24 protein-coding genes and 1 pseudogene are annotated in these 25,847 nt (G+C 62.4%); 21 read left to right on the forward strand and 4 right to left on the reverse strand.

Annotation, left to right across the window (positions count from 1 at the left end):
- Positions 1-29 precede the first annotated feature (29 nt).
- The 4 genes from FXN63_RS18415 to FXN63_RS18430 are packed head-to-tail and all read left to right on the forward strand — an operon-like array spanning position 30 to position 3,487.
- On the forward strand, positions 30-935 hold the full coding sequence (locus FXN63_RS18415) for a biotin-independent malonate decarboxylase subunit beta (protein WP_148816639.1): 906 nt from the start codon (positions 30-32) through the stop codon (positions 933-935).
- On the forward strand, positions 932-1,780 hold the full coding sequence (gene mdcE / locus FXN63_RS18420) for a biotin-independent malonate decarboxylase subunit gamma (RefSeq protein WP_148816640.1): 849 nt from the start codon (positions 932-934) through the stop codon (positions 1,778-1,780). The genes FXN63_RS18415 and mdcE overlap by 4 nt, the downstream gene beginning before the upstream one ends.
- Entirely contained in the window at positions 1,777-2,487 is a 711-nt protein-coding gene (locus FXN63_RS18425; RefSeq protein WP_187394944.1) for a malonate decarboxylase holo-ACP synthase, read from the forward strand. The genes mdcE and FXN63_RS18425 overlap by 4 nt, the downstream gene beginning before the upstream one ends.
- 13 nt (positions 2,488-2,500) lie before the next feature.
- Entirely contained in the window at positions 2,501-3,487 is a 987-nt protein-coding gene (locus FXN63_RS18430) for an acyltransferase domain-containing protein (RefSeq protein ID WP_148816642.1), read from the forward strand.
- Positions 3,488-3,700: 213 nt separating this feature from the next.
- Here FXN63_RS18430 and FXN63_RS18435 read toward each other — a convergent pair whose 3' ends face one another.
- The 3 genes from FXN63_RS18435 to FXN63_RS18445 form a co-directional block, all read right to left on the reverse strand.
- Entirely contained in the window at positions 3,701-5,059 is a 1,359-nt protein-coding gene (locus FXN63_RS18435) for an SLC13 family permease (protein ID WP_148816643.1), read from the reverse strand.
- Positions 5,060-5,296: 237 nt separating this feature from the next.
- Entirely contained in the window at positions 5,297-6,208 is a 912-nt protein-coding gene (locus FXN63_RS18440; protein WP_148816644.1) for a LysR family transcriptional regulator, read from the reverse strand.
- A 141-nt stretch (positions 6,209-6,349) separates the two neighbouring features.
- Positions 6,350-7,438 (reverse strand): LysR substrate-binding domain-containing protein, encoded by a 1,089-nt coding sequence (locus tag FXN63_RS18445; RefSeq protein ID WP_148816645.1) that lies wholly within the window; start codon positions 7,436-7,438, stop codon positions 6,350-6,352.
- 161 nt (positions 7,439-7,599) lie between these two features.
- Between FXN63_RS18445 and FXN63_RS18450 the strand changes: the two genes are divergently transcribed.
- From FXN63_RS18450 to FXN63_RS18530, 17 genes and pseudogenes are all read left to right on the forward strand, one after another.
- Positions 7,600-8,826, forward strand: a complete 1,227-nt coding sequence (locus FXN63_RS18450; RefSeq protein WP_148816646.1) for a metal-dependent hydrolase family protein — start codon at positions 7,600-7,602, stop codon at positions 8,824-8,826.
- A 135-nt stretch (positions 8,827-8,961) separates the two neighbouring features.
- Positions 8,962-10,188, forward strand: coding sequence for an ABC transporter substrate-binding protein (locus tag FXN63_RS18455; RefSeq protein WP_148816647.1), 1,227 nt, complete (start codon positions 8,962-8,964; stop codon positions 10,186-10,188).
- Positions 10,189-10,255: 67 nt separating this feature from the next.
- Positions 10,256-11,125 carry a branched-chain amino acid ABC transporter permease gene (locus tag FXN63_RS18460; RefSeq protein ID WP_148816648.1) on the forward strand — a complete coding sequence of 290 codons (870 nt, stop codon included), beginning with the start codon at positions 10,256-10,258 and terminating at the stop codon, positions 11,123-11,125.
- A 2-nt stretch (positions 11,126-11,127) separates the two neighbouring features.
- A complete protein-coding gene (locus tag FXN63_RS18465; RefSeq protein ID WP_148816649.1) occupies positions 11,128-12,009 on the forward strand; it encodes a branched-chain amino acid ABC transporter permease in 882 nt (293 codons plus the stop codon).
- Positions 12,006-12,764, forward strand: coding sequence for an ABC transporter ATP-binding protein (locus tag FXN63_RS18470; protein WP_148816650.1), 759 nt, complete (start codon positions 12,006-12,008; stop codon positions 12,762-12,764). The genes FXN63_RS18465 and FXN63_RS18470 overlap by 4 nt, the downstream gene beginning before the upstream one ends.
- On the forward strand, positions 12,761-13,462 hold the full coding sequence (locus tag FXN63_RS18475; RefSeq protein WP_148816651.1) for an ABC transporter ATP-binding protein: 702 nt from the start codon (positions 12,761-12,763) through the stop codon (positions 13,460-13,462). The genes FXN63_RS18470 and FXN63_RS18475 overlap by 4 nt, the downstream gene beginning before the upstream one ends.
- Before the next feature lie 1,255 nt (positions 13,463-14,717).
- Complete coding sequence (locus FXN63_RS18480) at positions 14,718-14,957, forward strand: protein L (protein ID WP_148816652.1); 240 nt, start codon at positions 14,718-14,720, stop codon at positions 14,955-14,957.
- A gap of 7 nt (positions 14,958-14,964) precedes the next feature.
- Entirely contained in the window at positions 14,965-15,438 is a 474-nt protein-coding gene (locus FXN63_RS18485) for a hypothetical protein (RefSeq protein ID WP_148816653.1), read from the forward strand.
- Between the two features lie 95 nt (positions 15,439-15,533).
- Positions 15,534-15,794: pseudogene (locus FXN63_RS18490) on the forward strand (NAD(P)/FAD-dependent oxidoreductase); the annotation flags it as partial.
- 579 nt (positions 15,795-16,373) lie between these two features.
- Positions 16,374-17,288, forward strand: coding sequence for a dihydrodipicolinate synthase family protein (locus FXN63_RS18495; RefSeq protein WP_148816654.1), 915 nt, complete (start codon positions 16,374-16,376; stop codon positions 17,286-17,288).
- Positions 17,289-17,356: 68 nt separating this feature from the next.
- Entirely contained in the window at positions 17,357-18,112 is a 756-nt protein-coding gene (locus FXN63_RS18500) for an ABC transporter ATP-binding protein (RefSeq protein WP_148816655.1), read from the forward strand.
- Complete coding sequence (locus FXN63_RS18505) at positions 18,105-18,845, forward strand: ABC transporter ATP-binding protein (RefSeq protein ID WP_425468624.1); 741 nt, start codon at positions 18,105-18,107, stop codon at positions 18,843-18,845. The genes FXN63_RS18500 and FXN63_RS18505 overlap by 8 nt, the downstream gene beginning before the upstream one ends.
- Before the next feature lie 41 nt (positions 18,846-18,886).
- Positions 18,887-20,083: an ABC transporter substrate-binding protein gene (locus FXN63_RS18510; RefSeq protein WP_148816656.1), complete on the forward strand. Its 1,197-nt coding sequence runs from the start codon at positions 18,887-18,889 to the stop codon at positions 20,081-20,083.
- Positions 20,084-20,229: 146 nt separating this feature from the next.
- The gene (locus tag FXN63_RS18515; RefSeq protein ID WP_148816657.1) at positions 20,230-21,132 is read left to right on the forward strand and encodes a branched-chain amino acid ABC transporter permease; all 903 of its coding nucleotides are present in this window, start codon (positions 20,230-20,232) and stop codon (positions 21,130-21,132) included.
- Complete coding sequence (locus FXN63_RS18520) at positions 21,133-22,185, forward strand: branched-chain amino acid ABC transporter permease (RefSeq protein WP_425468625.1); 1,053 nt, start codon at positions 21,133-21,135, stop codon at positions 22,183-22,185.
- Entirely contained in the window at positions 22,133-22,801 is a 669-nt protein-coding gene (locus FXN63_RS18525) for a GntR family transcriptional regulator (RefSeq protein ID WP_148816658.1), read from the forward strand. The genes FXN63_RS18520 and FXN63_RS18525 overlap by 53 nt, the downstream gene beginning before the upstream one ends.
- Before the next feature lie 204 nt (positions 22,802-23,005).
- Entirely contained in the window at positions 23,006-24,721 is a 1,716-nt protein-coding gene (locus tag FXN63_RS18530; protein ID WP_187394945.1) for an ATP-binding protein, read from the forward strand.
- Positions 24,722-24,822: 101 nt separating this feature from the next.
- On the opposite strand, the gene FXN63_RS18535 is transcribed toward FXN63_RS18530, so the two are convergent.
- Entirely contained in the window at positions 24,823-25,722 is a 900-nt protein-coding gene (locus FXN63_RS18535; protein ID WP_148816659.1) for a DMT family transporter, read from the reverse strand.
- Positions 25,723-25,847 lie beyond the last annotated feature (125 nt).

Raw genomic sequence — 25,847 nt, forward strand, 5'->3', positions numbered from 1 at the left:
CATGAGGAATCAAGCATGAGGAACCAGACATGAGCATCGCAACGCAACCCGCACCGGCGACTCACCCGGCTGCGGCGAATTCCCGTTCGCTTGAATCGTTGGCAAGCCGCCAGAGCATCGTTGAACTGGGTGCACGCGAACGTGCTGCCGCGCTGCTCGACCCGGGCAGCTTCCGCGAACTGATAGACCCTTTCGAGCGTGAACGCTCGCCGTGGTTGGCCGCGCAAGGCGTGGTCACCCAAGCCGACGACGGCGTGGTGGTGGCCAAGGGCACAATCGACGGTCAGCCTGCTGTCGTGCTTGCCATCGAAGGCGCATTCCAAGGCGGCAGCATGGGCGAAGTCGGCGGTGCCAAGATCGCGGGCGCGCTGGAACTCGCGGCTGAAGACAACCGCAAGGGTATTCCGACACGCGCAGTCCTGTTGCTGGAAACCGGTGGCGTACGCCTTCAGGAAGCCAATCTGGGCCTGGCTGCCATTGCCGAAATCCATGCAGCCATTGTCGACCTGCGCCGTTATGTTCCAGTAGTCGGACTGATTGCCGGAAGCGTTGGCTGCTTTGGCGGCATGTCGATTGCCGCAGGCCTGTGCAGTTATCTGGTCGTTACCCGCGAAGCTCGTCTGGGCCTGAACGGCCCGGCGGTGATCGAACAAGAAGCCGGCATTGACGAATACGACTCGCGTGACCGCCCCTTCATCTGGGGCCTGACGGGTGGTGAACAGCGTTTCGCCACCGGCCTGGTCGATGCCTACGTAGAAGACGATGTCGAACAGGTTCGCCAGACCGTTGCAGCACTGGTGAATGGTCCGCTGCCGACATCGCCGAAAAGCGACGCGTGGCAACACTATCTGTCGAAACTGGCTGCGTACAACCCATCTGTGGCTATTGACGCCGCAGGTGTCCGCCAGCTCTATTCCACCCCGGAGGCCTCATGAGCGCCACGCCGATTTCTCATGACCGTTCCCCGGGTGCTGCCCAGGAACCCGCATCCTCGCGCGGGGCCATCTGGTTCGACGCGCTTACCGGTAACGCAACGCCAGCCCAGGGTTATCCGACCACGTTGCTGGTGGCAGATGCCCCCTTTGCAGGTTCAGAGGCCCGCTTCATCAGCGTGGTGCCAGATGCCAACCACGCCTATCCCCGTGTGCGCAAAGGCGAAACCGGCGTCATCGAAGGCTGGGCAATTGCACAGGCCGTGCATGAAGTCATTGCCGCAGACCAAGGCAAGACACCGCGACCGATCATTGCGATTGTCGATGTGGCCAGTCAAGCCTACGGCCGACGCGAAGAAGCACTGGGGCTGCACCAGTCCCTGGCCGGGGCAGCAGGTGCCTATGCCGAAGCACGCCTGGCCGGTCACCCGGTGATTGCGCTGTTGGTGGGCAAGGCGATGTCAGGTGCCTTCCTGGCCCACGGCTACCAGGCCAATCGTCTGATTGCACTGGATGATGTCGGTGTGCAGGTCCACGCGATGGGCAAGTCAGCGGCGGCGCGCATCACCATGCGCAGTGTGGAAGACCTGGAACGCCTGGCGGCCACCGTGCCGCCAATGGCTTACGACATTTCTGCCTATGCAACCCTGGGGCTTTTGTGGCGCTTGGTGGAGGTTAGCAACGCGCAGCAACCAGGCACGGCAGACTTGGCGCAGGTGGACACGGTCTTGCGTGATGCGCTTGCTGATATCCAGGCGGACCCGACACGTGGTCTGGCCAGTCGGCTGGGCGCGGAAAACCGCCAGGCTTCGGCACGGGTACGCGCCAAGCTTCGGGCGCAGTGGTGAACTCGGTCCGCGCGCACGATCTGTTGTGGCTGGGCTTACCGGGTGCGCTGCAGACTGCACCTGAAGCCGCTGGCGAAAGCGGCCATGCCGCCTTGCTTGACCGTGCGCCTTGGCTGACTCCGGCATGGCTGGCCGACGCCCCGGTCGTGGTGCGCCGGGCAGCTGGCCCGGCAGGCTGGTTGCCGGTTGGCCTGCGCGGCCGCTTGCGTGCTGAACGCTGCGCGGCTTGGTTGCCCGCACGCACGGTACGACGCTGCGTCACACCGGAACATATCGCACGGAGCCAGGCATGGCGCGAGCCTTCTGCCTCGCAGCAGGTGGCTGCCGTGGCGGCCATCGGGCCGATTGCGGCCGTGCTGAATGATGAAGGCGTGCGCTGGGGGATTGGCGGCGGCGTGGGGTTTGCGCTGGCAACCAACCTGCCGGTGCTGCGGCCCGACAGTGACCTGGACCTGATCGTGCGCGCCGATGATGAAGACGAATTCATGCGTGCGGCACGAGCACTGAACAAGGTGCTGGACAACATTGCCGACACCACCACCGCCCCAATCCGCATCGACGTGCAGATCGACACGCCAGCGGGTGGCTTTGCATTTGCCGAATGGCAACGCACGGGTGGCCCGGTGATGCTCAAGACGGCGGATGGTCCGCTGTTGCTCTCAGACCCCTGGCAGGTGGAAATCACGACCCCGATGACGGTCTCATGAGATCCTTGACGCCATGAGCACCCTCTTCACGTTTCCCGGCCAGGGCGCGCAGCGCGCTGGCATGCTGCACGCCCTGCCCGATTGCCCGACTGTGCATGCCACCCTGGCAGATGCGGCGGCCGCCCTGAATGCGCTGCAAGCCGACGTGTCGAATCCGGCCTCTCGTCATGTGCAGTCGCTGGGCTCACTGGCCGATCTGGACGGTGCCACCAGCCTGGAAAGCACCGTTGCCACCCAGCTCTGCCTGCTGATTGCAGGGGTTGCCTCGGCCAACGCCGCCAGTGACGCGGGCGGCGCACCGGATGCCGTAGCGGGGCTTTCCATCGGCGCGTATGCCGCGGCAGTGGTCGCGGGCGTCATGGACCTGGAAGCGGCAATCAAACTGGTTGCCCTGCGGGGCGGCTTGATGGCCGAAGCCTACCCGCAAGGCTATGGCATGACCGCAATCCTGGGCATGCCGCAATCGGCGCTGGAACCGCTGATCGCCAGCATTCATACGCCTGACACGCCCGTATACCTGGCCAACATCAATGCGCCGTTGCAGTTGGTGGTGGCTGGCGAACATGGTGCTCGCCATCGGCTTGGTGCGCTGGCCTTGGCGCAGGGCGCTCGGGCCATTCGCGAGATCGCGATTGCCGTGCCGTCGCACTGCGCGCTGCTCGATGCCCCGGCAGAAACCTTGCGTATCGCCGTGCAGAAGACCAGCTTGCGCCCACCGCGCCTGCGCTATTACAGCGCCAGCGCTGCCCGCGCGGTACGTGACCCGGCGGCAATCGGTCTGGACCTGGCCCACAACATGGCAAGCCTGGTGCGCTGGCACGAAACATCCGTATTGGCCTGGGAAGTTGGTGCACGCCTGTTCGTGGAAATGTCCCCGGGCAAGGTGCTGACCCGCCTGTGCACCGAAGCCTTGCCCGATGCTCGCACCGTGGCAATCGATGACACCCGTCTGGACACCGTTGCAGCACTGATGGCACGCGAGCGCGTCAGGGTTGATTGATCGCTTGCGGCGGCCAGTGTTCAAGCCGCTGCGAGTGCGGAATTAGACATCGCACTTAAAAAACCCGAGCGTGAAAAATTGGGACTAAAAGCTTGGAACTAGAAGCTTGGGACTAAAAGCCTGGCGCTTACAAGCTTGAAACTCCCAAGCCTCCGCACTCAAGGTGGGGCATTCAGATCGTTCCACCGATCATCCGCCCCACCCTTCAAACCCTCACCACACCACAAACAGCAGCCACACCACCACAGGCGCAACCAGCGTCACGACCCCGCCGTAGATCATCAGCTGTTTCAGGAACACCTGCCGGTCGATGCCTCGTGCATTTGCCAGCACCAGCGCGCCATTGGTCGAGAACGGGCTGACATCAACGATGGTAGACGCCACCGCCATGGCCGCGATGAAGCCAACCGCGCTCACACCCGTTCCCTGTTGCAGGAACGGCACCGCCAGCGGAATCAAGGACCCCAGCACTGCCGTTGACGAGGCAAAGGCAGATACCACGGCACCGATGAAGCAGAGCAGCAAGGCGGCAATCAATGGCGAGGTCAGGCCCGCCACGCTATGCCCCACGAAGTCGATGGTGCCCATCTTGTCGAGCACACCCACATAGGTGCTGACACCCACGATCAACATGATTTCCGGCCACGACACCTGACCGATAGCGCGCTTTTGCAGATTCGGCGAGAAGAGCGTCAGCACCAGACCGATGGTGATCGACACAAAACCGATGTCGAGTCGGAAGTACAAGGTGAGCACTGCAAGCAGAATCAGCCCGAACACCATGGCGCACTGTTCGAACGAGCCATCGCGCTTGGCAGCCGGTGCAGCCATTGCCGCATCGTCGTCAGCCGGGGCGTGGAATTCCGCTTCGTCGCCCGAATCGCCATAAACCTGCGAACCACGCTGCGCGATGGTGACCGGTGCCGTGCGAATGACCGAGCGGCGCTCCGGCGGCACCACCGGTTCGCGCATCAGTCGCAGGCCACCCAGCGTGAAGAACAGCAGCGCGGCAACCGCCAGGTTCACGCCCAGGCTGGCAAACGCGGTTGTCAGTTCGCTCAAAGGCAAGCCGGCTTTCTCGACCACACGGTTGGTGATGCCACCGTAAATGCTGATCGGCGAGAACCCGCCGCCCTGCGCGCCGTGCACCACCATCAAGCCCATCATCAAGGGGCTGATCTTGTATTTGGCGGCGAAGCCCAGTGCAATCGGTGCGACGATGGCCACGGCACCGGGGCTGACTGCACCGACCCCGGTCAAGGCTGCGGTGATGAAGAACATTACCCACGGAATGGCGGCAATGCGCCCGCGCACCAGCCGCACGCCCAGCCGTACCAGCCAGTCGATGGTGCCGTTGTTCTGGGCCAGTGCGAACAGATAAGTAATGCCAACCAGCGTCAGGAACAGCTCGGCCGGGAAGCCGGCCATGATGGCTTTGGTCGACATGCCGGCGAACAGCGTGCCGACAAGAAACGCGCCGACAAAGGCGATGACACCCATGTTGATCGGCAACAGCGTGGCCAGCAAAAACATCGCGGCCAGCACGTAAATGGAAAGCATATGGGATGACATGGCGTCCTCGACCGTGGGTGCGGCAAGCGGCGTGAAAATGGGACGACCGGAGTCCGGCCGCCCTCGATATGCGCCACACCGTATCGCGCGCCCTGCGCCCGGATCAATTACGCTTGGACCAATACCATTACGCGGGACGAAACGATTGCCGCATCGCCGCAGGGAACGCCGTGCGGGCCTGCGGGATTCCTCGGGGGCCACCAGTCGGCACTATCCGCCCACCGGCACGACCATGATCTAGGTCGTCGACACTGCCATGCGGCACGCGGCCGCGAGCGCAAGCAGATTCGGGTCGCGTTCGCGAGCGCGTTTGAAACTCAGGCAGATGGTCTGCCGCATGGCATAGCGCGAATCGAGCGGGATCATCTGCAGACGATGCCCAGCCACCCCACGCACCCGACCAGGCAGCAAGGTGCAGCCAATCCCGCCGCTGACCAGATTCATCAAGGTGTAGATGTCGTCCACACGCATGGTGATGGTCGGCTCGAACCCGGCAATGCGAAACGCTTCCATGAACCCACGGTAAGTGGCAAAACCTGCGCTCAGGGTAACGAAGCGCTCGCCCGCGCACTGGCGCAAGTCGATGCAAGTTTTGCCCGCGTAGGCGGAATCGGCCGGTGCAGCGAAGAAGATGTCGTCCTCGAACAAGACGATGGATTCGATTTCCGGCTCGGGCTCGGGCATGGCGGTCAGGATGGCGTCCAGCTCACCCTGGCGCAGCTGATTCAGCAAGTCATCGTTGGACCCCGGCACCAGTTCGACATGCAGTTCGGGCCTGCGCAGCTTGATGCCACGCAAGACCTCGGGGACGGTGGTGGCGGTCAGCGAAAACAGTGAGCCGATACGCAGGCGACCAGCGGAATAACCCGCCGCCTCGCGCGTCTTGCGAATCGCCTGGTGCATGTCGGCAATCAGGTTGCGGGCGGCTTCGGCCAACACCTGTGCCGCGTCGGTCGGCACCAGATTACGGCCTTCGTGGCGAAACAGCGTGCAGTGCATGCCGGCTTCCAGCGAATGCAGCGCGCGGTGCACGCTGACCGTGCTGATATCCAGCCGTTCGGCGGCACGCGCCAGGCTGCCGGCCTCTAGATAGGCCAGCAACACTTCCAGTTTGCGAAAGGTGATCTCTTCACTGATGCGCAGTTGCATGCCGTTCCTGGTGGATAAGCCGCCCGCACACCGATCTGCGCACGACGGGCGTCGTCGACGCTGGGGCTTTTTACCAGATGGCCAGCGCTTGCCGATACGGGACAACCCTTACGCATCGCCACGTGGCAGGACAAAAAGCGATCAGCTCATTCGTTCGTTGTCCAGAAATAGCCAGCGCGGTCGCGCGTGACGCACGCAACGCAGCGAAGACACGGCCGCGTCTACCGGTGCGCGCCGCTTGCCACGCGGAGTTCGCAGCGCGCCTGCAGGAATGGCCGCCTGACCCGGGCGCGGCAAAGACCCTGCCCGGCCCAGCAGTTCACGCGCTTCCTGTGCCTGCGACCCGACCTGTTCGCGCACCCAGTTCATGAACAGACGGAATGCCGGCAGGTTGCTTTTCTCTGGCGTGGCGCACAGGTAGTAGCCGTCGCGCCCGGTGTAACGGCGGCCCAGCGGCTCGACCAGTGCGCCGCTGCGCAGTTCTTCTTCGATCAGGCAGGTCGGCACCACGCCTACCCCCACACTGGACACAGCCGCGCGGATGATCAACGAATATTGGTTGAAGCGCGGGCCGAACAGTCCGTTGATGTCTTCCGGCACCTGGTTGTCGATCAGCCATTCCTTCCACGCATGCGGCACTTCCACGTGCTGCAGCAAGGTGGCCCGCGCAAGCGCCTCGGTGCTGGTGAAATTCAACGAATCGCGCATGCCGGGGCTGCAAATGATGCTGGTTTCGCGCCCCGTCAGGTATTCGGCTTCGGCATCCGGCCACTCGCCAGTCCCGAATTGGATGGCGGCATCGAGTTCGTAGGACGACGAGAAATCGTGCAGATGTTCATGCCGGACAAAATTCAGGCTGACATCGGGCAGGCTCTGCTGAAAATGCCCCAGCCGGGGAAACAGCCACTGGATCACGAAGGTAGGCGACACCGACAGATTCAGCACGCCACCCGTCCCCCGGTGCGACATCAGGTGCGCGGTGGCGGTTTCCAGCTGCTTCATCGCCGGGCGCGTGGCGTTCAGGTATGTCAAACCCGCATGGGTCAGCTCCAGCCCTTTGGGCCGGCGCAAGAACAACATGGTGCCCAGGAACTGTTCCAGCCCGGCAATGTGCCGACTGATGGCACCCTGCGTGACACAAAGCTCTTGTGCTGCCTGGGTAAAGCTCAGATGGCGTGCCGCCGCATGGAAAGCGCTCAGCTCGGAGAGAGAAGGACAAAGACGACGCAAACGATTTCTCCATGAGGAAAGCTCATGATGCAGTGAGTTTATGTCGATTGTCCGTATGAACGCCACGGCGCAATATGCATATACGGCAATACTTTGTAGTACATGCGGCAATGCACCACATGAGTGAATTGCATAGCGCCTCCCTCACTGGATATGCACCAATGACGACTCTTTTCATTCGCGGCGGCAATGTGCTGGACGTCGAATCGCTCACTTACCAGGCTGGCGCGTCAGTGCTGGTGGAAGACGGGCGCATCACCGCCATCGGGTCGGACCTGACCGCCCCGGCTGACGCCACCGTGATCGACGCCACTGGCAAGACCGTCATGCCCGGCATGATCGACTGTCATGTCCACGTGGTCGCAGCCCACCTGAACCTGGGCCTGAACGGCAACGTGCCGAACGCCTTTGCCACCATGCGCGCCATCCCGATTCTGGGCGGCATGCTGAAGCGCGGCTTCACCACCGTGCGTGACGCGGGCGGTGCCGACTGGACGCTGGCTGAAGCCACCCGCACCGACCTGATCCAAGGTCCGCGCATCTTCTCGTCGGGCCGCGCCTTGTCGCAGACCGGCGGTCACGGTGACTTCCGCGCCCGTACCGACATTCTGGAACCCTGCGCCTGCTCGCAGAAAGTGGGCAGCATTGCCCGCGTGGTCGACGGTGTGGACAACCTGCGCGTGGCCGTGCGTGAAGAAATGCTCAAGGGTGCGAACCAGATCAAGATCATGGCCTCGGGTGGCGTGGCCTCGCCCAACGACCCGATCCACTTCCTGGGTTACTCGGAAGACGAAGTGCGCGCCGTGGTGGAAGAAGCCGGCAACGCAGGCACTTACGTGATGGCCCACGCCTACACGCCGAAGGCCATTTCCCGCGTGGTGAAATTGGGCGTGCGCACCATCGAACACGGCAACCTGGTCGACGCGGAAACCGCTGCCCTGATGGCAGAGAAAGGCGCGTTCATGGTGCCGACGTTGGTGACCTACGAAGCGCTGGCCAGCGAAGGCGAAAGCCTGGGCCTGCCGCCGGAATCGGTTGCCAAGATCGAAACCGTGCGCGCCACCGGCAAGGCCGCGCTGCGCCTGCTGCAAGATGCAGGCGTGAAAATGGGCCTGGGTTCCGATCTGCTGGGTGCCTCGCACCGCTTCCAGTCGGACGAGCTGCGCATCCGTGCCGACATTCTGGGCAACGGCCCGGTACTGCAACAAGCCACCCTGGTTGGCGCGGAAATTCTGGGCATGACGGGCCAGTTGGGCGTGATCAAGACTGGCGCAATCGCCGACCTGCTGGTGGTCGACGGTGACCCGCTGGCAGACATTTCCTGCCTGCTGGGCCAGGGCGACCATATCCAGAACGTGGTGAAGGACGGCAAGGCGTACACGCACTGAAAGCACGGCAGAAAGCGCGGCAAAACGCGCGATGACATGAATCCATCACGTGTTCTGCACGTATTTATATAGATCGCCGGCAAGACTGGAAATACCAGACAACAAGCAAGACCAATCCATACCAAAGGAAGAGACATGGACCGCAGAAGTTTCGTCAAGCTGAGCGCCGCCGCCGCGGCAGTACAACTGTTGCCCTCGCTGAGCTTTGCGCAGGAAGGCGGCACCTTCCGCATTGGCGCGCTGACCCCGATCACCGGCGCTGGCAGCCCCTACGGCCCGGGCATGCAACAGGCCATCCGCCTGGCAGTCGATGAAGTCAATGCAGCTGGCGGCGTAGCCGGCATGAAGCTCGAACTGATCACGGAAGACTCGCAGACCAAGCCTGACGCCGCCGTCCTGGCCGCCAAGAAGCTGATCGAAGTCAATAAGGTCCAGGCCATTCTGGGCACCTGGTCGTCGGGCGTGACGCTGGCAGTCATGCCGCTGACCGACGCTGCCGGCATCATCGAGATGAACGTGTCGGGTGCACCGGCAATCTCGACGCTGGACACCAAGGATCTGGTGTGGCGCTTCCAGGCAACCAACGACCGCTTCGGCGCTGCGTTTGCCGAAATCTGCACCAAGCGCGGCTTCAAGCGCCCGGCCACCATGGCTTTCAACAACGCCTCGGGTCTGGGCAATGTGAACGGCTTCAAGAAAGCCTGGGAAGCGCGCGGCAACAAGGTCGTGGCCGAAGTGGTGTACGAACCCAATCGCCCCAGCTATCGCAGCGAACTGCAAAAAGTGCTGGATGCCAAGCCCGACGTCATCGTCACCGGTTCCTACCTGCCGGACAGCACGATCATCTTGCGCGAGTGGTTCCAGGCCGGCGCTGAAAACAAGTGGATCATGCCGGGTTGGGCAGCCGGCCCGGATCTGGTGAAGGCACTGGGCAACGAAGTCTGCGAAGGCGTGATCTCGGTGGAAACCGTGTCCAACGAAGGCAGCGATGCCTACAAGGCCTTCGACGCTGCCTACACCAAGGCCATGGGCCGCTCGGCTGGCAGCAACATCTACGCCGCCATGGCCTACGACATGGTGATCTCGCTGGCCCTGGCTATCGAAGCAGCCGGTGCCAAAGCCGACATCGCCACCATCAACGGCAAGATCCGTGAAGTGTCGAACCCGCCGGGCGACGCGGTGTACTCGTTTGCCAGCGGCAAGGCAGCCCTCGCGGCCAAGAAGAAGATCAACTACGAAGGCGCATCCAGCAAGCTGGACTTCGACAAGTTCGGCGACACCACGCCTGACTTCGGCGTGTTCGTGATCGAAAAGGGCCAGCTGGTCCGTCGCGACGTCGTTTCCATCGCTGCGGCTGTCTGATCGCGTTTTTGCTCTCTCGGGCCGGCCGTGTCTATGGATGCGGCCGGCCCGCTCTGTGGTATCCCCAATGACAGAATTCCTGAATCTCCTCATCAACGGCGTGATCGAAGGGCTGGTGGTTGCATTGCCAGCACTTGCCATGACGCTGGTGATGGGCGTGAACCGCTTCCCCAACGCCGCCACCGGCGACTTCATGACCGCAGGTGCCTATGCCACCATCGGCCTGCAGTTGGCCGGCGTGCCCTCGCTGGTGCTGGCCGCCCTGATCGGCGCGCTCGCCATCGCAGCGACCTCGGCCGCGTCCTACTTTCTGATCTTCCGCAAGCTTGCGCGCCAGCCCATGGTCGCTTCGCTGCTTGCGGCAATCGGTCTGGGCTTTTTGATTCGCAGTCTGATCTCGCTGTTCGCAGGCCATGACCAGCGTACCTTCCAACTGCCGCTGATGCGCGCGTGGAACTTCAACGGCGTGCGCATCCTGCCGACCGACCTGGCGATTGCAGGCGTTGCGCTGGCGTGCCTGGCGGTGGTGTTCATCCTGCTCTACAAGACCAGCTTCGGCCGCCAATTGCGCGCCGTGGCAGACAGCCCCGACTTGGCACGTGCCAGCGGCATCCGCGCGCGTGGCCTATTGATCTCGCTGTGGTTACTGGTGGGCGCACTGTCGTCGGTCGGCGGTGTGCTGCTTGGCATGAAGGCAGTTGTCATGCCCGACCTGGGTTGGGAACACCTGATTCCGGCCTTCGCTGCCATGGTGCTGGGTGGTATCGGTAGTCCAGTCGGTGCTGTCGTCGGTGCCGTGCTGCTGTGCGTGGCACAGGAACTGTCGGTGCCCTTCCTGGGTGCCTCGTACAAGCTGGTGCTTGCCTTTGGCGTATTGGCGATTGCGCTGTTGATTCGCCCCGCCGGCCTGTTCGGCCGCATCGAACTCGTGAGGTAAGCATGACCGCCTATCTACTTTCCATCGGCATTGTGGTGCTGATCTACGCCCTGCTCACGCTGGGCCTGAACCTGCAGTTCGGCCTGACCCGGCTGGTGAACTTCGGCATCGTCGCGTTCTTTGCGATTGGTGCGTACACGTCGGGCCTGCTATCGCTGAAAGGCGTGCCGCTGCCGCTGTCGTTCCTGGCAGCAATGATCGTCGCGGGGCTGGCTGCGCTGCCGATCGGCCTGCTGTCCTTGCGCCTGCGCGAAGACTATCTGGCGATTGTCACGCTGGGCTTCTCGGAAGCCATCCGCATCACCATTCAGCAAGAAGAATGGCTGACCAACGGCGTGCAAGGCCTGCCCGGTCTGCCCAAAGCTTTTGCGTCGCTGGGTAGCGGCAATTCGGACATCGCTCTGTTCGTGACCCTGGTGCTGGTTACCGCCATCACCGCCTGGGGCACCTTGCGCCTGACCCGCAGCCCGCTGGGCCGCCTGTTGCGCGCAATTGGCGACGACGAAACCGCATTGATGGCGCTGGGCAAAGACCCGGCACGCTTCAAGGTGCAGATCTTCATGCTGGGCGCGGCACTGGCCGGCATGGGCGGTGCGTTCTACGCACACTTCATCACCTTCATCACGCCCGAACAGTTCATTCCGCTGGTGACTTTCTACGTGTGGATGAGCCTGATCATGGGCGGCACGGGCACCGTGCGCGGCGCGATTGGCGGCACCGCCTTGCTGATGATCTTCCTGGAAGGCTCGCGCTTCGCCAAGGACTTGATCCCCGGCGTGTCTGAAGTGCATATGGCCAGCGTGCGTTTGGCCGTGGTTGGCCTCGCGCTGATCCTGTTCACCCTGTATCGGCCGCAAGGCATGTTCGGCAAGAGGCAAGCATGATTCTCGAAGCGCGCGACATTACCCGCCGCTTCGGCGGTTTCACGGCAGTCGACAAGGTTTCCGTGTCCCTGGGCAAGCAGGAAATCCTGGGCATCGCCGGCACCAACGGCGCAGGCAAAAGCACCTTGTTCGCCGCGATTGCCGGCCAGCAAGGCTCGGACGGCGGCAGCATCATGTTCGACGGCCACGACATCACCAAATTGCCGCCCTACAAACGCGCACATCTGGGCCTGGTTCGCACCTTCCAGATTCCGCGTGAATTCAAAAGCCTGACGGTGCACGAGAACCTGCTGGCTGCCGCACCCAACCTGCGCGGCGAACGCCTGCTGTCCTCGTTCTTCCGCACGTCTTCGCTGGTACGCAATGAACATGAACTGAGCGAGAAGGCCGACAAGATTCTGGAATTCCTGAACCTGAAGCGCGTGCGCGACACCATGGCCGGTGGCTTGTCAGGCGGGCAGAAAAAGCTGGTTGAACTGGGCCGCGTGCTGATGCTCGACCCCAAGTGCATTTTGCTGGACGAGCCGTTTGCCGGCGTGAACCCGGTGCTGATCGACGAGCTGTGCGCCCGCGTGCGCGAACTGCACGCACAAGGCATCAGCTTCATCGTGATCGAGCACCATTTGCAGGCGCTGCAAGCGCTGGCCGGTCGCATGATCGTGATGGATCGCGGCGCGATTCTGGCCGAAGGTGACCCGCGTGCAGTGATGAACGACCCACGGGTTCAGGAAGCGTATATGGGAGGCGTGGCATGAGCCTGCTGACATTGAACGGGCTGCGTGGCGGCTACTCGGAAGTCGACATCATCAAGGGCATCGACCTGCATGTCGCCCCCGGTGAGATCGTGACGATTGCCGGCACCAATGGTGCGGGTAAGTCGACGCTGGTGAAGGCATTGCTGGGTCTGCTGCCGCGTGTGGAAGGCGAGGTGGTGCTGGATGGGAAGTCGCTGACGCGCCTGGGTGCCGAGGATCGTTTCTACGCGGGCCTGGCGTATGTGCCGCAGGTGGCGAATGTGTTTCCATCGCTGACGGTGCGGGAAAATCTGCAGGTGGTGCGTGGGGTGAAGAACCTGAAGGTGCGCATGGATGAGGTGCTGGTGAATTTCCCGGTGCTGCAGGAACGTCTGGGCCAGCGTGCGAGTGCGTTGTCGGGCGGTGAGCGTCAGCAGTTGGCGTTTGCTCGGGCGCTGATGCCGTCGCCGCGTTTGATGGTGTTGGACGAGCCGACGGCGGCGTTGGCACCTTCGCTGGTGGGCAAGGTGTTCGATATGGTGAAGGCGTTGCCGGCGGCGGGTGTGGCGGTGTTGATGGTGGAGCAGCGGGCACGTCAGGCGCTGGAGATCAGTCAGCAGGGGTACATTTTGGACCAGGGTGCGTGCGTGTTGTCGGGGCGTGCGTCTGAGCTGTTGGCGGATGAGCGGATGGCGCAGTTGTATCTGGGTAGCCATTAAGTTTTTTTTCTGCAAGTTGCTCGTCTATACGCCGGTCGTGATTTGTTCACGGTCGGCGTTTTTTTGTGATCGCTGTTGGTTTCTTCTGCCAGTCGCGGGTGGTGGGGCCGGCTCGTCTGCCCCGCTTGACCTTGGCGTCGGGTCTCCGCCCTCCACCTTGTCCAGAAGGGCAGCCAATCCGGCCCCACCACCCACGCCTTCAAAACGGCTTGGTTAAAAGCAAATCCCGCCTGTGGACGGTTGCCGTTTTTCTGGCTGTTAAGTGCTGTACCCCGTTCTCGGCATGCGTGGGCCACCATCCTTGATTGCCACAGGGCTGGCCTTGGGGACTAGCTGGTCAGGTCGCCACGAAGCGAGTCAACGGCTCACGTTTCGGGCCGTCTTTCAGCGGCCTTTTACGGCAGCGACGCTCAACGAAGTCGCTTGTCTGCTTGGTGGTGGGGTGACACCGAAGCGGGTGGCCGCACGGCAAGGGCATGCGGGAGAATGGCTGGAAGGCCGACGGCTTCGGACGGCTCTTCAGCACGCGTGCGTCACATGCGACGTAGGCCAAACGGCGTTGGGAAACGCCTGTTCGTTGCCAGCGAAGAGACAGCCGTCGCAAACGTTCAGAGAGACGGCTGGGATGCACACATAGCGCCGCGACGAACAGGGATTTATCCGCTACGGAGGCTTCGGCATGCACCGTCATGTCGGCTCCCGCACGCCTTAATCGCGGGACGCTCGTCCCTAAGCAATCCAGCCAGCGACCACCTGCGCCCCGCCCCTTCTCCGCATGCTATTGCCGTGCGGCCACCCGCTTCGGTGTCACCCCACCACCAAGCAGAAGCGCAAATTTCCTTGAGTGGCGCTGCGGTAAAAGGCTGCTGAAGAACCCACCGAATCGTGAGCCGGAGAGATCGCTTCGTGGCGACCTGACCAGCCAAGTCCCCGACTCCGGCCGGCTTGCCATTCAAGGATGGCGAACGCCAATACGGGGGAGCCGAATACAGCATCCGAGCAGCCAGAAATACCGAATCGCCCAAAGGCGGAATTCGCTTTTAACCAAGCCGTTTTGAAGGCGTGAGGGTCGGGGGCGTGGCGGCTGCCCTTCTGGACAAGGTGGAGGGCGGAGACCCGACGCCAAGGTCAAGCGGGGCAGGCGACGCGCCCCCGACACCCGCGACTGGCTCAAGAACCACACACCGACACAGCAAAAATACGCCCAACCCCACAGAGCGCTACTATTCCCGCTTGACGACATACCGAGCATCGCATGGCCTTTTTCCAGAACGAAGAACACCTTCACCAGATGACCCACAAAGTCTTCAACATGGTGTTCACCGCCAACGACACGGTACCGGTCTCCGGCATCTACCGATGCCTGGGATGCAGCCGCGAAATCGCCGTCACGCGCGGTGAACCGTTTCCGAACAACAAACATCACCCCCACGGTCCACCGCAAGGCCCGATCCGTTGGCAGATGATCGTCATCGCCGACCACGAGCCGAAATAAGCGCGTGATGAACGAACCCACCAGACCAACGGGGCAGCCTGACCACGATGACAGCGCGGCAACGCGCTCGACACCCGACGGTGAACAGGTTTCGCCAGCAGCAGGCATCGACCCGACGCCAGCCCCGCGCCGCCCACCCGGCTCGATCCGGCTGTGGGGCTTTCTGCTGCTGGTGGCATCCGCCGTCCCGCTGCACCTGTCCCTGGTGGCCCCTTATCTGGCTGCGCAGGCCAACGAGCGCGTGACGCTGCTGGGTGCCAAGCTTCTGCTGCTGGGCACGCTGTTGCTGATGTATGGCCTGCCCATGCTGCTGGCCGGGTCAGGCTTCACCCGGCTGCGCCGCACGTTGCCGCAGTTGGGCAAAGCATCTTCGCTGGACATGGTCATCCTGGTGGCCAGCATGCTGATTGCCTACTTTGCCGAACACCAGCTTCGCGTGGTGCTGAACGGCATGGGTTACCCCGTTCCGCTCGACTGGTAAGCCCTCTCCCCTGTTAAGTCTTTGTCGACGGCGCGGCCAGCGCCGCGTCGGCTGCATGTCTTCGCCTCGATATGCAAGCCCGGGCCAAGGTTTGCGGGTTCACCTTGTCGCTGGCCGATGGCAGTGAACACCACGCCAGCCGATTGATCCTTGCCACCGGCGTGCGTGATGAACTGCCTGCCATTGCCGGCTTGCAGGAACGCTGGGGCCAGACGGTCTTGCACTGCCCTTACTGCCACGGTTACGAGGTGGCGGGCCCGCCGTTGGGCGTGCTCGCCAATCACGTGATGTCGGCACATCACGGCGTCCTGATTCCCGAATGGGGACCGACCACCTACTTCACCCAGGGACGATTCGCGTCGATGACCGCAAACAGACCTCGGTGCCGGGCGTCTTTGCCGCTGGCGACGCAGCCAGCCCGTTGATGAAACCGGCGCTCAAGAACACAAAAATCAGATCACGCGCCAGGACCACCATCCACGTGGTCTAGCTGCCACCCACTGCGTAAAACGCACCGCGCGATGCCTTGTCTCAGGCCCCATTCATGTGGTTGGCCGGTGCCGCGCAAGCACCCACCTGGCAACGAAAAATTGGCGGGATCATCCGGCAAGCCATTCGCCGCGAACGACTTTTCTTGCATCGCACAGAGATTTTTTTCCTTTGCACCAAACGATGCAAAAAGTAACCCCGCAACAGGCCGCCACCCCGCTTTTGCCCCATCCCCGGGCATACGTTGCCCCGTCTCAGTACATACCCCAGGTTCGCGCGCACCGGCGTAGGGCATGGGTTTTCGGGACATCCAGCGAGCGTCCTCAACGCAAAGAAAATCTGTTGACGACGCCCAACCAGTTCAATATCTTATAAATATATTTACACGATCAGTTACGTCCAAGCGGTCGCTGGCCGGGCTGACGGGTCCTTTCGGAGAGTCCTCAATGAGCAGCCAGCCCTGGCGTGGTGTCTACCCCGCCATCACCACCAAATTCCACGCAGACGAAAGCATCGATGCAGCCGGCACCGCCAAGCACATCGAGTTCCTGATCAAGAACGGGGTGCACGGCTTGGTCACGACCGGCTCCTTGGGCGAAGCCAGCACCTTGACGCTGGAAGAAAAACTTGAAGTCGCGGACATCGCCGTCAAGGCGGCAGCCGGTCGCGTGCCGGTGCTGGCCAATGTGTCGGAGACCAGCACACGCGAAGCCATCCGCTTCGTCGAAGGTGCTAACGCGCTGGGCGTGGATGGCTTCATGGTGATGCCGGCGGTGATCTATGTGGCCGATGCACGCGAAGCCAGGCAGAACGTGCGCACCATTGCCGAAGCCGCGAAGAAGCCGATCATGATCTACAACAACCCGGTCGCGTACCGCGTGGATCTGAAGCCGGAAGACATGGTGGAACTGGCTGACTGCGAGTGGCTGGTGGCGATCAAGGAAAGCACCGACAACATCCGTCGCATCACCGACCTGCGCAACACCGTTGGCACGCGCTATCAGCTGTTCCTGGGCGTGGACGATCTGTCCTTCGAAGGCCTGGCACTGGGCTGCGATGGCCTGCTGGCTGGCCTGGTGACCTCGTTCCCGCGTGAAACCGTGGCGCTCTACGACCTGATGCAAGCCGGCAAGTACGACGAGGCACTGAAGCTGTATCAGTGGTTCACGCCGCTGCTGCACTTGGATGTTTCGACCAAGCTGGTGCAGAACCTGAAGCTGGTGGAAACGCTGGTCGGTGTGGGCAACGAGAACGTGCGCCGTCCGCGTCTGCCGCTGGTTGGCACGGAACGTGAATACATCGAGCAGATCGTTGCCAAGGCCCTGGCCACCCGCCCGGCTGCCTACCAATCGGTGATCTGACCCGCCATGCCGTAAACACGCCCCGCCCCCGCTGCACGCCCTCCTCCACCTTCGATTCGGTCATACGCATGGATCAGGACATCATCCTTGAAACACGGGCTCTGTCTAAAGAGTTCCGGGGTTTCGTCGCGGTTCGCGACGTGAACCTGCAAGTCAAACGCGGTGCCATCCACGCGCTGATCGGACCGAATGGTGCGGGCAAGACCACGGTGTTCAACCTGTTGACGAAGTTCCACGTGCCCACGCGCGGGCAGATCATCTTCAACGGGCAGGACATCACGGCAGAAAAGCCCGCCCAGACCGCACGACGCGGTGTGGTGCGGTCCTTCCAGATCTCAGCAGTGTTCGCGCAGATGACCGTGCTGGAAAACGTGAAGGTTGCACTGCAACGCAAACTGGGCGTCGATTACCACTTCTGGCAATCGACCGCCTCGCTGCGCAGCCTGGACGAACCGGCGATGGCATTGCTGGAAGAAGTCGGGCTGGCTGCGTTTGCGCATCATCTTGCCGCCGACCTGCCCTATGGCCGCAAACGCACGCTGGAAATTGCGACCACGCTGGCACTCGACCCGGAAATGCTGCTGCTGGATGAACCCACGCAGGGCATGGGCCACGAGGACGTGGACCGCGTGAAAGACCTGATCAAGAAAGTCTCGGCCAGTCGCACCATTTTGATGGTCGAGCACAACATGAAAGTGGTGGCGGACATCACCGACACCATCACCGTGCTGCAACGCGGTGAAGTGCTTGCCGAGGGCCCGTACGCGCAAGTGTCGGTCAACCCTGCTGTGCGCACTGCCTACATGGGAACCGAAGATGCCTGATCACCGCTCTGCAGGCAGCAACACCGGCAACACACCGCCCATGCTGTCCATCCGCGACCTGCACGCCTGGTATGGCGAATCGCACGTGCTGCACAACATCAACCTGGACGTGCAGCAAGGTGAGTGCATCACCCTGCTGGGGCGCAACGGTGCGGGGCGCACGACCACCCTGCGCGCCATCCTTGGGTTGACGGGCAAACGCACCGGTTCCATCAAGGTGGCGGGCAAGGAAGTGATCGACCTGCCGCCGCACAAGATCGCCCGGCTGGGCCTGGGCTATTGCCCGGAAGAGCGCGGCATCTATGCCTCGCTGACCGCCGAAGAAAACCTGACTTTGCTGCCCATGGTCGGACCCAACGGCATGTCGCTGGAACAGATCTACGAGATGTTCCCGAACCTGAAAGAACGCGCCAACAGCCCGGGCACCCGGCTGTCTGGTGGCGAGCAGCAGATGCTGGCGATGGCGCGCATTCTGCGCACCGGCGCGCAATTGCTGTTGCTCGATGAGATCACCGAAGGACTCGCGCCTGTCATCGTCCAGAAGCTGGGGCAGGTGATACGCGAACTGAAAGCCCGCAATTTCACGATGGTGCTGGTGGAGCAGAACTTCCGCTTCGCGCAGCATCTCGCGGATCGCCACTACGTGATCGAGCACGGCGAAGTGGTGGAAGTCATCGAACGTGCGGAGGTCGAGGCGAAACAAGACCGCCTGACCGAACTGCTTGGCATTTGAATCGTCGTCCCCCTTCCTTCCCCCTTGATGGAATCATTCCGATGAAACTCACCTATATCGCCGCCTGCCTCGCAAGCTTCCTCGCCTTTGGTGCCCACGCACAAGTCAGCGACAACGTCGTGAAGATCGGCGTCCTGAACGACCTGTCAGGCGTGTATTCCGATCTGTCGGGCCAGGGTTCCGTGATTGCTGCGCGACTGGCGATCGAAGAGTTTGGCGGCAAGGTGCTGGGTGCCCCGATCGAGCTGATCTTCGCCGATCACCAGAACAAGCCCGACGTCGCAGCCAACCTGGCGCGCACCTGGTTCGACCAGGAAAAAGTCGACATGACGACCGACTTCCCCACCGCGTCCACCGCGCTGGCCGTGATGGAAATCGCCAAGCAGAAGAACCGCGTGACCATGCCCTCGTCGGGCCTGGCAACCGCCATTCTGGGCGAGCGCTGCAATGCCCTGACCGCACAATGGACCACCAACACCTACGCGCTGGCTGCCGGCACCGCGCGTGCGCTGGTCAAGGAAGGCAAGAAGTCCTTCTACTTCGTGACCGCCGATTACACCTTCGGCCACTCGCTGGAAAAAGACGCGACCGAAGTCATCAACCATGACGGCGGCAAGGTGCTGGGCGTATCGCGCCACCCCTTCCCGGGCGGCGACTTCTCGTCTTACCTGCTGAAAGCCCAGTCGTCGAAAGCTGACGTGATCGCGCTGGCCAACGCGGGTAACGACACCATCAATGCCATCAAGCAGGCCAACGAATACGGCATCACCCGCAAGCAGGTGGTGGCACCCTTGCTGGCCTACATCTCGGACATCCACAGCATCGGACTGGAAAAGGGCCAGGGCATGTACCTGAGCGAAGCCTTCTACTGGGACTTCGATGACAAATCACGTGCCTGGTCGCGCAAGTTCTTCGAGAAGGCCAAACGCATGCCGACGTCTGCGCAAGCGGGTGTGTACTCGGCCACGCTGAACTACCTGAAGGCCATCGAGGCGGCAAAAACCGACGAAGCCGGTGCCGTGATGGCCCAGCTGCGCAAGATGACCATCAACGACGCAGTGATCCGCAACGGCAAGCTGCGCGCCGACGGCTCGCTGGTGCACGACATGCTGTTGCTGGAAGTGAAGAAGCCTGCGGAATCGAAAGAGCCGTGGGACTACTACAAGGTCAAGGCTGTGCTGAAGGGCGAGGACGTCTACCCCGCGCCGAACCCGGCTTGCCCGATCAACAAGTCGTAAGTCTGGCGTGATGCCCGGCGCATGGCCGCCGGGACAGCTCCTGATCTCCTGACCTTCGTCTGGCCGAGAGTGGCGTCATCCATCCGCGGTCTGGCGGAGATCGATTCCGTCCTGTCGACGCCACGGCTTTTTTTGCGCAGACACCCATGTTCGACATCTCAATGAACGCCCTGATGGCCCAGTTGCTGGTGGGCCTGATCAACGGTTGCTTCTATGCCCTGCTGAGCATGGGCCTGGCGATTATTTTCGGTCTGCTCAACATCATCAATTTCGCCCACGGGGCGCAGTTCATGGTGGCGGCATTCCTGGCGTGGATGGGTTTCGCCCAGCTTCCGCTGTTGCTCGGCCCCGAATTCAAGATCAACTTCTGGCTGGCATTGATCCTGGCTCCGCTGATCGTGGGTGGCCTGGGCATCGTGCTGGAAAAGACGCTGCTGAAGCGTCTTTATCACCTGGACCACCTGTACGGATTGCTGCTGACCTTCGGCATTGCGCTGATGCTGGAAGGCGCGTTCCGCCACTTCTACGGCATTTCGGGCCTGAACTACGACCCGCCTGAATTGCTGCGCGGTGGCATCGATCTGGACTTCATGTTCCTGCCCACCTATCGGGCCTTCGTGGTGGTGTTCTCGCTGATTATCTGCGCCGTGACCTGGTATCTGTTCGAGCGCACCAAGCTTGGCGCACTGCTGCGCGCCGGCACGGAAAACGCCAAGCTGCTGCAGGCCTTCGGCGTGAACATTCCGCTGATGATCACGCTCACTTACGGCTTTGGTGTGGCGCTGGCAGGCGTTGCCGGCGTGATGGCCGCACCGATCATGCAGGTCAATCCGCTGATGGGAGCCAACCTGCTCAACATCGTGTTCGCGGTAGTGGTCATCGGTGGCCTGGGCTCCATCCTGGGAGCGATTTTCACAGGCCTGGCGCTGGGTCTGGTCGAAGGTTTGACCAAGGTTTTCTACCCCGAAGCCGCCACGGTAGTGGTGTTTGTGGTGATGGCACTGGTGCTGCTGACGCGCCCGGCCGGCATGTTCGGCAAGGAGAAATAAATGACGCGTGCTTCTGTGCCGACCGCGGCCCAAGCTTTCAGCTTCACTTCGATACCCATGCCGGTTCGCATCCTGCTGGTGCTGCTGGTGCCCGCCATGCTGGTGCCCTTCTTCCCCGAGATCGCCTACCCCGTCTTCATCATGAAGGTGTTGTGCTTCGGGCTGTTTGCCCTGGCCTTCAACCTGCTGATCGGCTTCACCGGTCTGGTGTCATTCGGCCATGCCGCCTTCTTCGGCTGGGCCGGCTACACCACTGGCGGGCTGATGATCCATTACGCGCCGAAGGGCCTGCCGGTCGAGATCGCCATTCTGGCCGGCGTGCTGGTTGCCACTGCCATTGGCTATGTCATTGGCGCGCTCGCCATCCGTCGCACGGGTGTGTACTTCTCGATGGTCACACTGGCCTTGTCGCAGATCGCCTATTTCTTCGCGGTGCAGGCACCGTGGACGGGTGGCGAAGACGGCATGCAGGGCGTGCCTCGTGGTCACTTGCTGGGCTTCATCGACCTGTCGTCCGACACCGCGATGTACTACTTCGTGCTGGCGGTGTTCGTGCTTGGTTTCCTGGCGATTCACCGCATCATCCACTCGCCGTTCGGCCAGGCGCTCAAAGCCCTGCGTGACAATCCGGCCCGTGCCATTTCACTGGGATACGATATCGATCGTTGCAAGCTCTATGCGTTCATGTTGTCGGCCGCACTCGCGGGGGTGGCAGGCTCGATGAAGGCCTTGGTGCTGCAACTGGCCGCACTCAATGACGTCATGCTGTCGACCTCGACCGAGGTCTTGCTGATGACACTGCTGGGCGGCCTGGGCACCGGATGGGGCCCGGTGGTTGGCGCGGCCCTGGTGCTTACCTTACAGAACTATCTTGCAGCACTGGGCGGCGTCGTCACCATCATCATCGGCTTTACGTTCGTCGTCTGCGTCTCGTTCTTCCGACTCGGGATCATCGGCGAACTGCAAGCCGCGCTGCAACGTCGTGAATCAAAGAAACAACATGCCCATTCCAGCCCGCTCGTTGAAACCCACAGCGAAACGTCGGGCCGCTGATCTGGCCTATGACTCGCTGGAGGCGATGATCTCGACCCTCCAGCTGGAACCTGGCAGCCCCGTGGTGGAAGCCGATCTGGCCGAACTCACCGGGCTGGGCCGAACCCCCGTGCGCGAAGCCCTGCTGCGCATGGTGTCGATCGGCCTGATCGTGCAGCAGCCCCGGCGTGGCCTGCTGGTGTCCAACATTGATCTGGCCGAGCTGTTGGACGTGATCCAGACGCGCCGGGTGCTCGATCAGTTGATCGCCAGCTGCGCCGCGCGGCGCGCCAGCCAGAGCCAGCGCACGGCCATTCTGGCCTGTGCGCAAAACATGATTCAGGCGGCCGAGAACGACAGCCTTGAGCAGTACATGGAAGCCGACCACCAGCTGGACGAGGTGATCCACGAAGCCAGCCGCAACCAGTCGGCAGTGAAGTGTGTGGTGCCGCTGGTCGTGCAATGCCGGCGCTTCTGGTATGCCTACCAGCACGAAGGCGAGATCAAGGAAGGAGCCCGCACCCACATGGAACTGGCGCAGGGCATTGCATCTGGCGACGACACCGCTGCCTTGCGTGGTGCCAATTCGCTGATGGACTACCTGGAAAAGTTCGCGCGCCACGTCATCAACTCGTAGCGCCACTGCAGTCAACAAGCAGTAAAAGCATAAGGGCCGATCGGGCAAGTACCGGTCGGCCCTTATGCTTTGTGGTGAAGATGGGCTACAACTTTGTTGCATAACGCAAAAGACAGGGTCTGGCGGGCACCGTGCCGATTGTCGGGCAGGCGAACTTGCCATAATGCCGGGTGCCCAACGGCTACCCCTTTCCTGCAGAGTTCAATGACCCACCAACCCGCCCCTTTGCCACTCGACGACGCGCAGCGTATCGCCGCGCTTGAGAGCCTGGGCGTGCTGGACAGCCTGCCGGAACCGATGTTCGACGACATCGTGACGCTCGCCTCGCAAATCTGCCAGACACCGATCAGCCTGGTTTCCCTGGTGGATCGTGATCGTCAGTGGTTCAAGGCAAAGATTGGCCTGGATGTTTCGGAAACCCATCGTGACCTGGCGTTCTGTGGCCACGCCATCTTGCAGCCTGACGAACTGCTGCTGATTGAAGACGCCACGCAAGACCCGCGCTTCGAACACAGCGACCTGGTGCTGGGCGCACCGCACATCCGCTTCTATGCCGGTGCCCCCATCGTGACGGCCGACGGCCACGCGCTGGGCACAGTCTGTGTGATCGATACCGTGGCGCGCACCCTGGACGACGAGCAACGCCGCGCGTTGGCGGCCCTGGCCCGCCAGACCGCCGCGCTGCTGCAACTGCGTGAACTCAGCGCGCTCAAGTCAGCCCAGACGCAGGAACTCAAGCGCAAAGTGACTGAGGCCATGGCAGACGATGCCCTGGCGCATTCGGGGCTTCGACAAAGCCAGCGGGTGGCCAGCATTGGTCAGTTGACCAGCGGCATTGCCCACGACTTCAACAATCTGCTGCAAACCATCAACGCCAGCCTGCAACTGGTGGACCGCAAAGCCGATGTCCCGGCACAGGTTCGCCGCTGGGCCACCAGCGGACTGGAAGCCGTCGGACGCGGTGCACGGCTGACGGCGCAGTTGCTGGCGTTCTCGCGCGACCAATCCCCGGAACTGCAATCCCTGAATGTTGCCGAACACCTGAACGGCATGACAGAACTGCTGGCGCGTGCGCTGGGCCCCGAGGTGCGCGTGCAGGTTGAACTGGGCAACGTGGCCGCCCACATTCTCGGCGACAGCACCCAGCTGGAAAGTGCCGTGTTGAACATGGCGATCAACGCACGTGATGCGATGGAGGGCGTCGGCCACATCGGCATTTCCACCCGCCTGGTTACCGTACAGGGTGATGCCGAGCTGCCCGATGGTGAATACCTGTCCCTGACCGTCAGCGACGACGGCCCCGGCATGCCACCAGAAGTAGCCGAACGCGCCTTCGATCCCTTCTTCACCACCAAGGAATCGGGCAAGGGCACCGGCCTGGGTCTCGCTCAGGTGGCGGGGTTTGCGATGAAGTCAGGTGGGGTGGCCCGCATTCGCAGCAAACCCAAGGCCGGCACCGCCATTACCCTGTGGTTGAAGACCGTGGGTGACGACGTGCCCGCGGCTGCCGCGTGTGCCCCAGCGGCCGTGGGCAAGCTGTCTGCCGGGGTGAAGATTCTGCTGGTGGACGATGACACCGCCAACCTGACCGCACTCACCGAGTTGCTGATTCATGCGGGCTACAGGGTGGACGCGGTCAGCAGCGGCCAGGCGGCGCTGGAATTCGTGATGCGCGATGCGCCCGATCTGGTGCTGACCGACTGCGCCATGCATGGCCTGGGCGGCGTGGCGCTGGCTGGCCGATTGCAGGCTGTCTGCGCAGGCTTGCCGGTACTGTTCATGACCGGCCACATCGATATCGATAGCGTGGCAGCGTCCTTGGCACCTGATGCGGTGGTGCTGCAAAAGCCGCTGCTGCTGGAAGAGGTTTGCGCGGGTATCGAACAGGTTCTGCGTGGGCGTACTGCGACGCCCGGCTGAACATCACGCGAGCAGTTGCGTCACCTTGGTGACCAGGCGCGGCTGCGCAATGGCGTGCAGAAAAGCAAACTGCACACCGGCAGACCGACACACAGGCCAGATCAGGCGGTAATTCTAGGCCGCTCCGGCTTGGCCACCAGCCAGATCGCCACCGCCACCAATCCCCCACCGATTGCGTGCGCCAGCGACAGCTTCTCGTCCAGCAGCAGCCAGCCCCACAAGACCCCGAAAACAGGGATCAGGAAGGTCACCATCATGGCTTTCATGGGGCCGATGTCGCTCAGCAACTGGAAGTACAGGATGTACGCAAATGAGGTGCAGACCAGGCCCAGCGCCAGCAAGGCCAGCCACACATTGGCATTGACCACCGGCATGGCCACTGGAGTGGTGACCAGTTGCCAGACCAGGCAAGCGCCCATGAAAAACACGGCTCCGGTCTGGCTTCCCAACGCCACCAAGCGGCTGTCGAGGCCGCCGCGCTGTGTGATCCAGCGACGCGTCAGAAACCCGGCAAACCCGTAGCAGGCCGTGGCGATCAAGCATGCCCCCACCCCTGCCAGTACCACTGGTGTCAGGGCAAGCGGGCCGGCTCCGGTGAGAATGGCCACCCCCGCCAAGCCCAAGGCCACGCCTGCAAGCTTGATCCCACCCACACGTTCACCAAAAAAGGTGGACCCGATCACAATCGCCATCAGGGGTACGGTGGCATTCAGAATGGCGCTGTAGCCTGCGGGCAAGACTTGCGCGGCAAACGCGAACATCAGGAATGGGATGCCTGAGTTGATCAGGCCCAGAAACACGGTCTGCTTGAACAGGCCGTTGAAGTTCCAGCGCACCCGCATGATGCTGACCAATACCAGCAGCCCCGCCGCTGCCAGGGCGACCCGGCCAAATGCGGTGGGCACTGCACCCAGCACGGGGACGGTTACCCGCATGAACAGGAAACTCCCGCCCCATATCGCGGCAAGGACAAACAGACGGAACAGATCAACGGGACGCATGACGGCAGTTGGGGGCAAGAAGGACAGCGGGGCGGCAAGAAGCTGGCAGGAGGCTGTCAGGAAAACCGCAAAAAAAGAAAGCGGCGCATAAGAAGGCAACGCATTAAAGACTGCAGCAGCAAGAC

Source organism: Pigmentiphaga aceris, assembly GCF_008119665.1.
GTDB classification, from domain to species: Bacteria; Pseudomonadota; Gammaproteobacteria; order Burkholderiales; family Burkholderiaceae_B; genus Pigmentiphaga; species Pigmentiphaga aceris.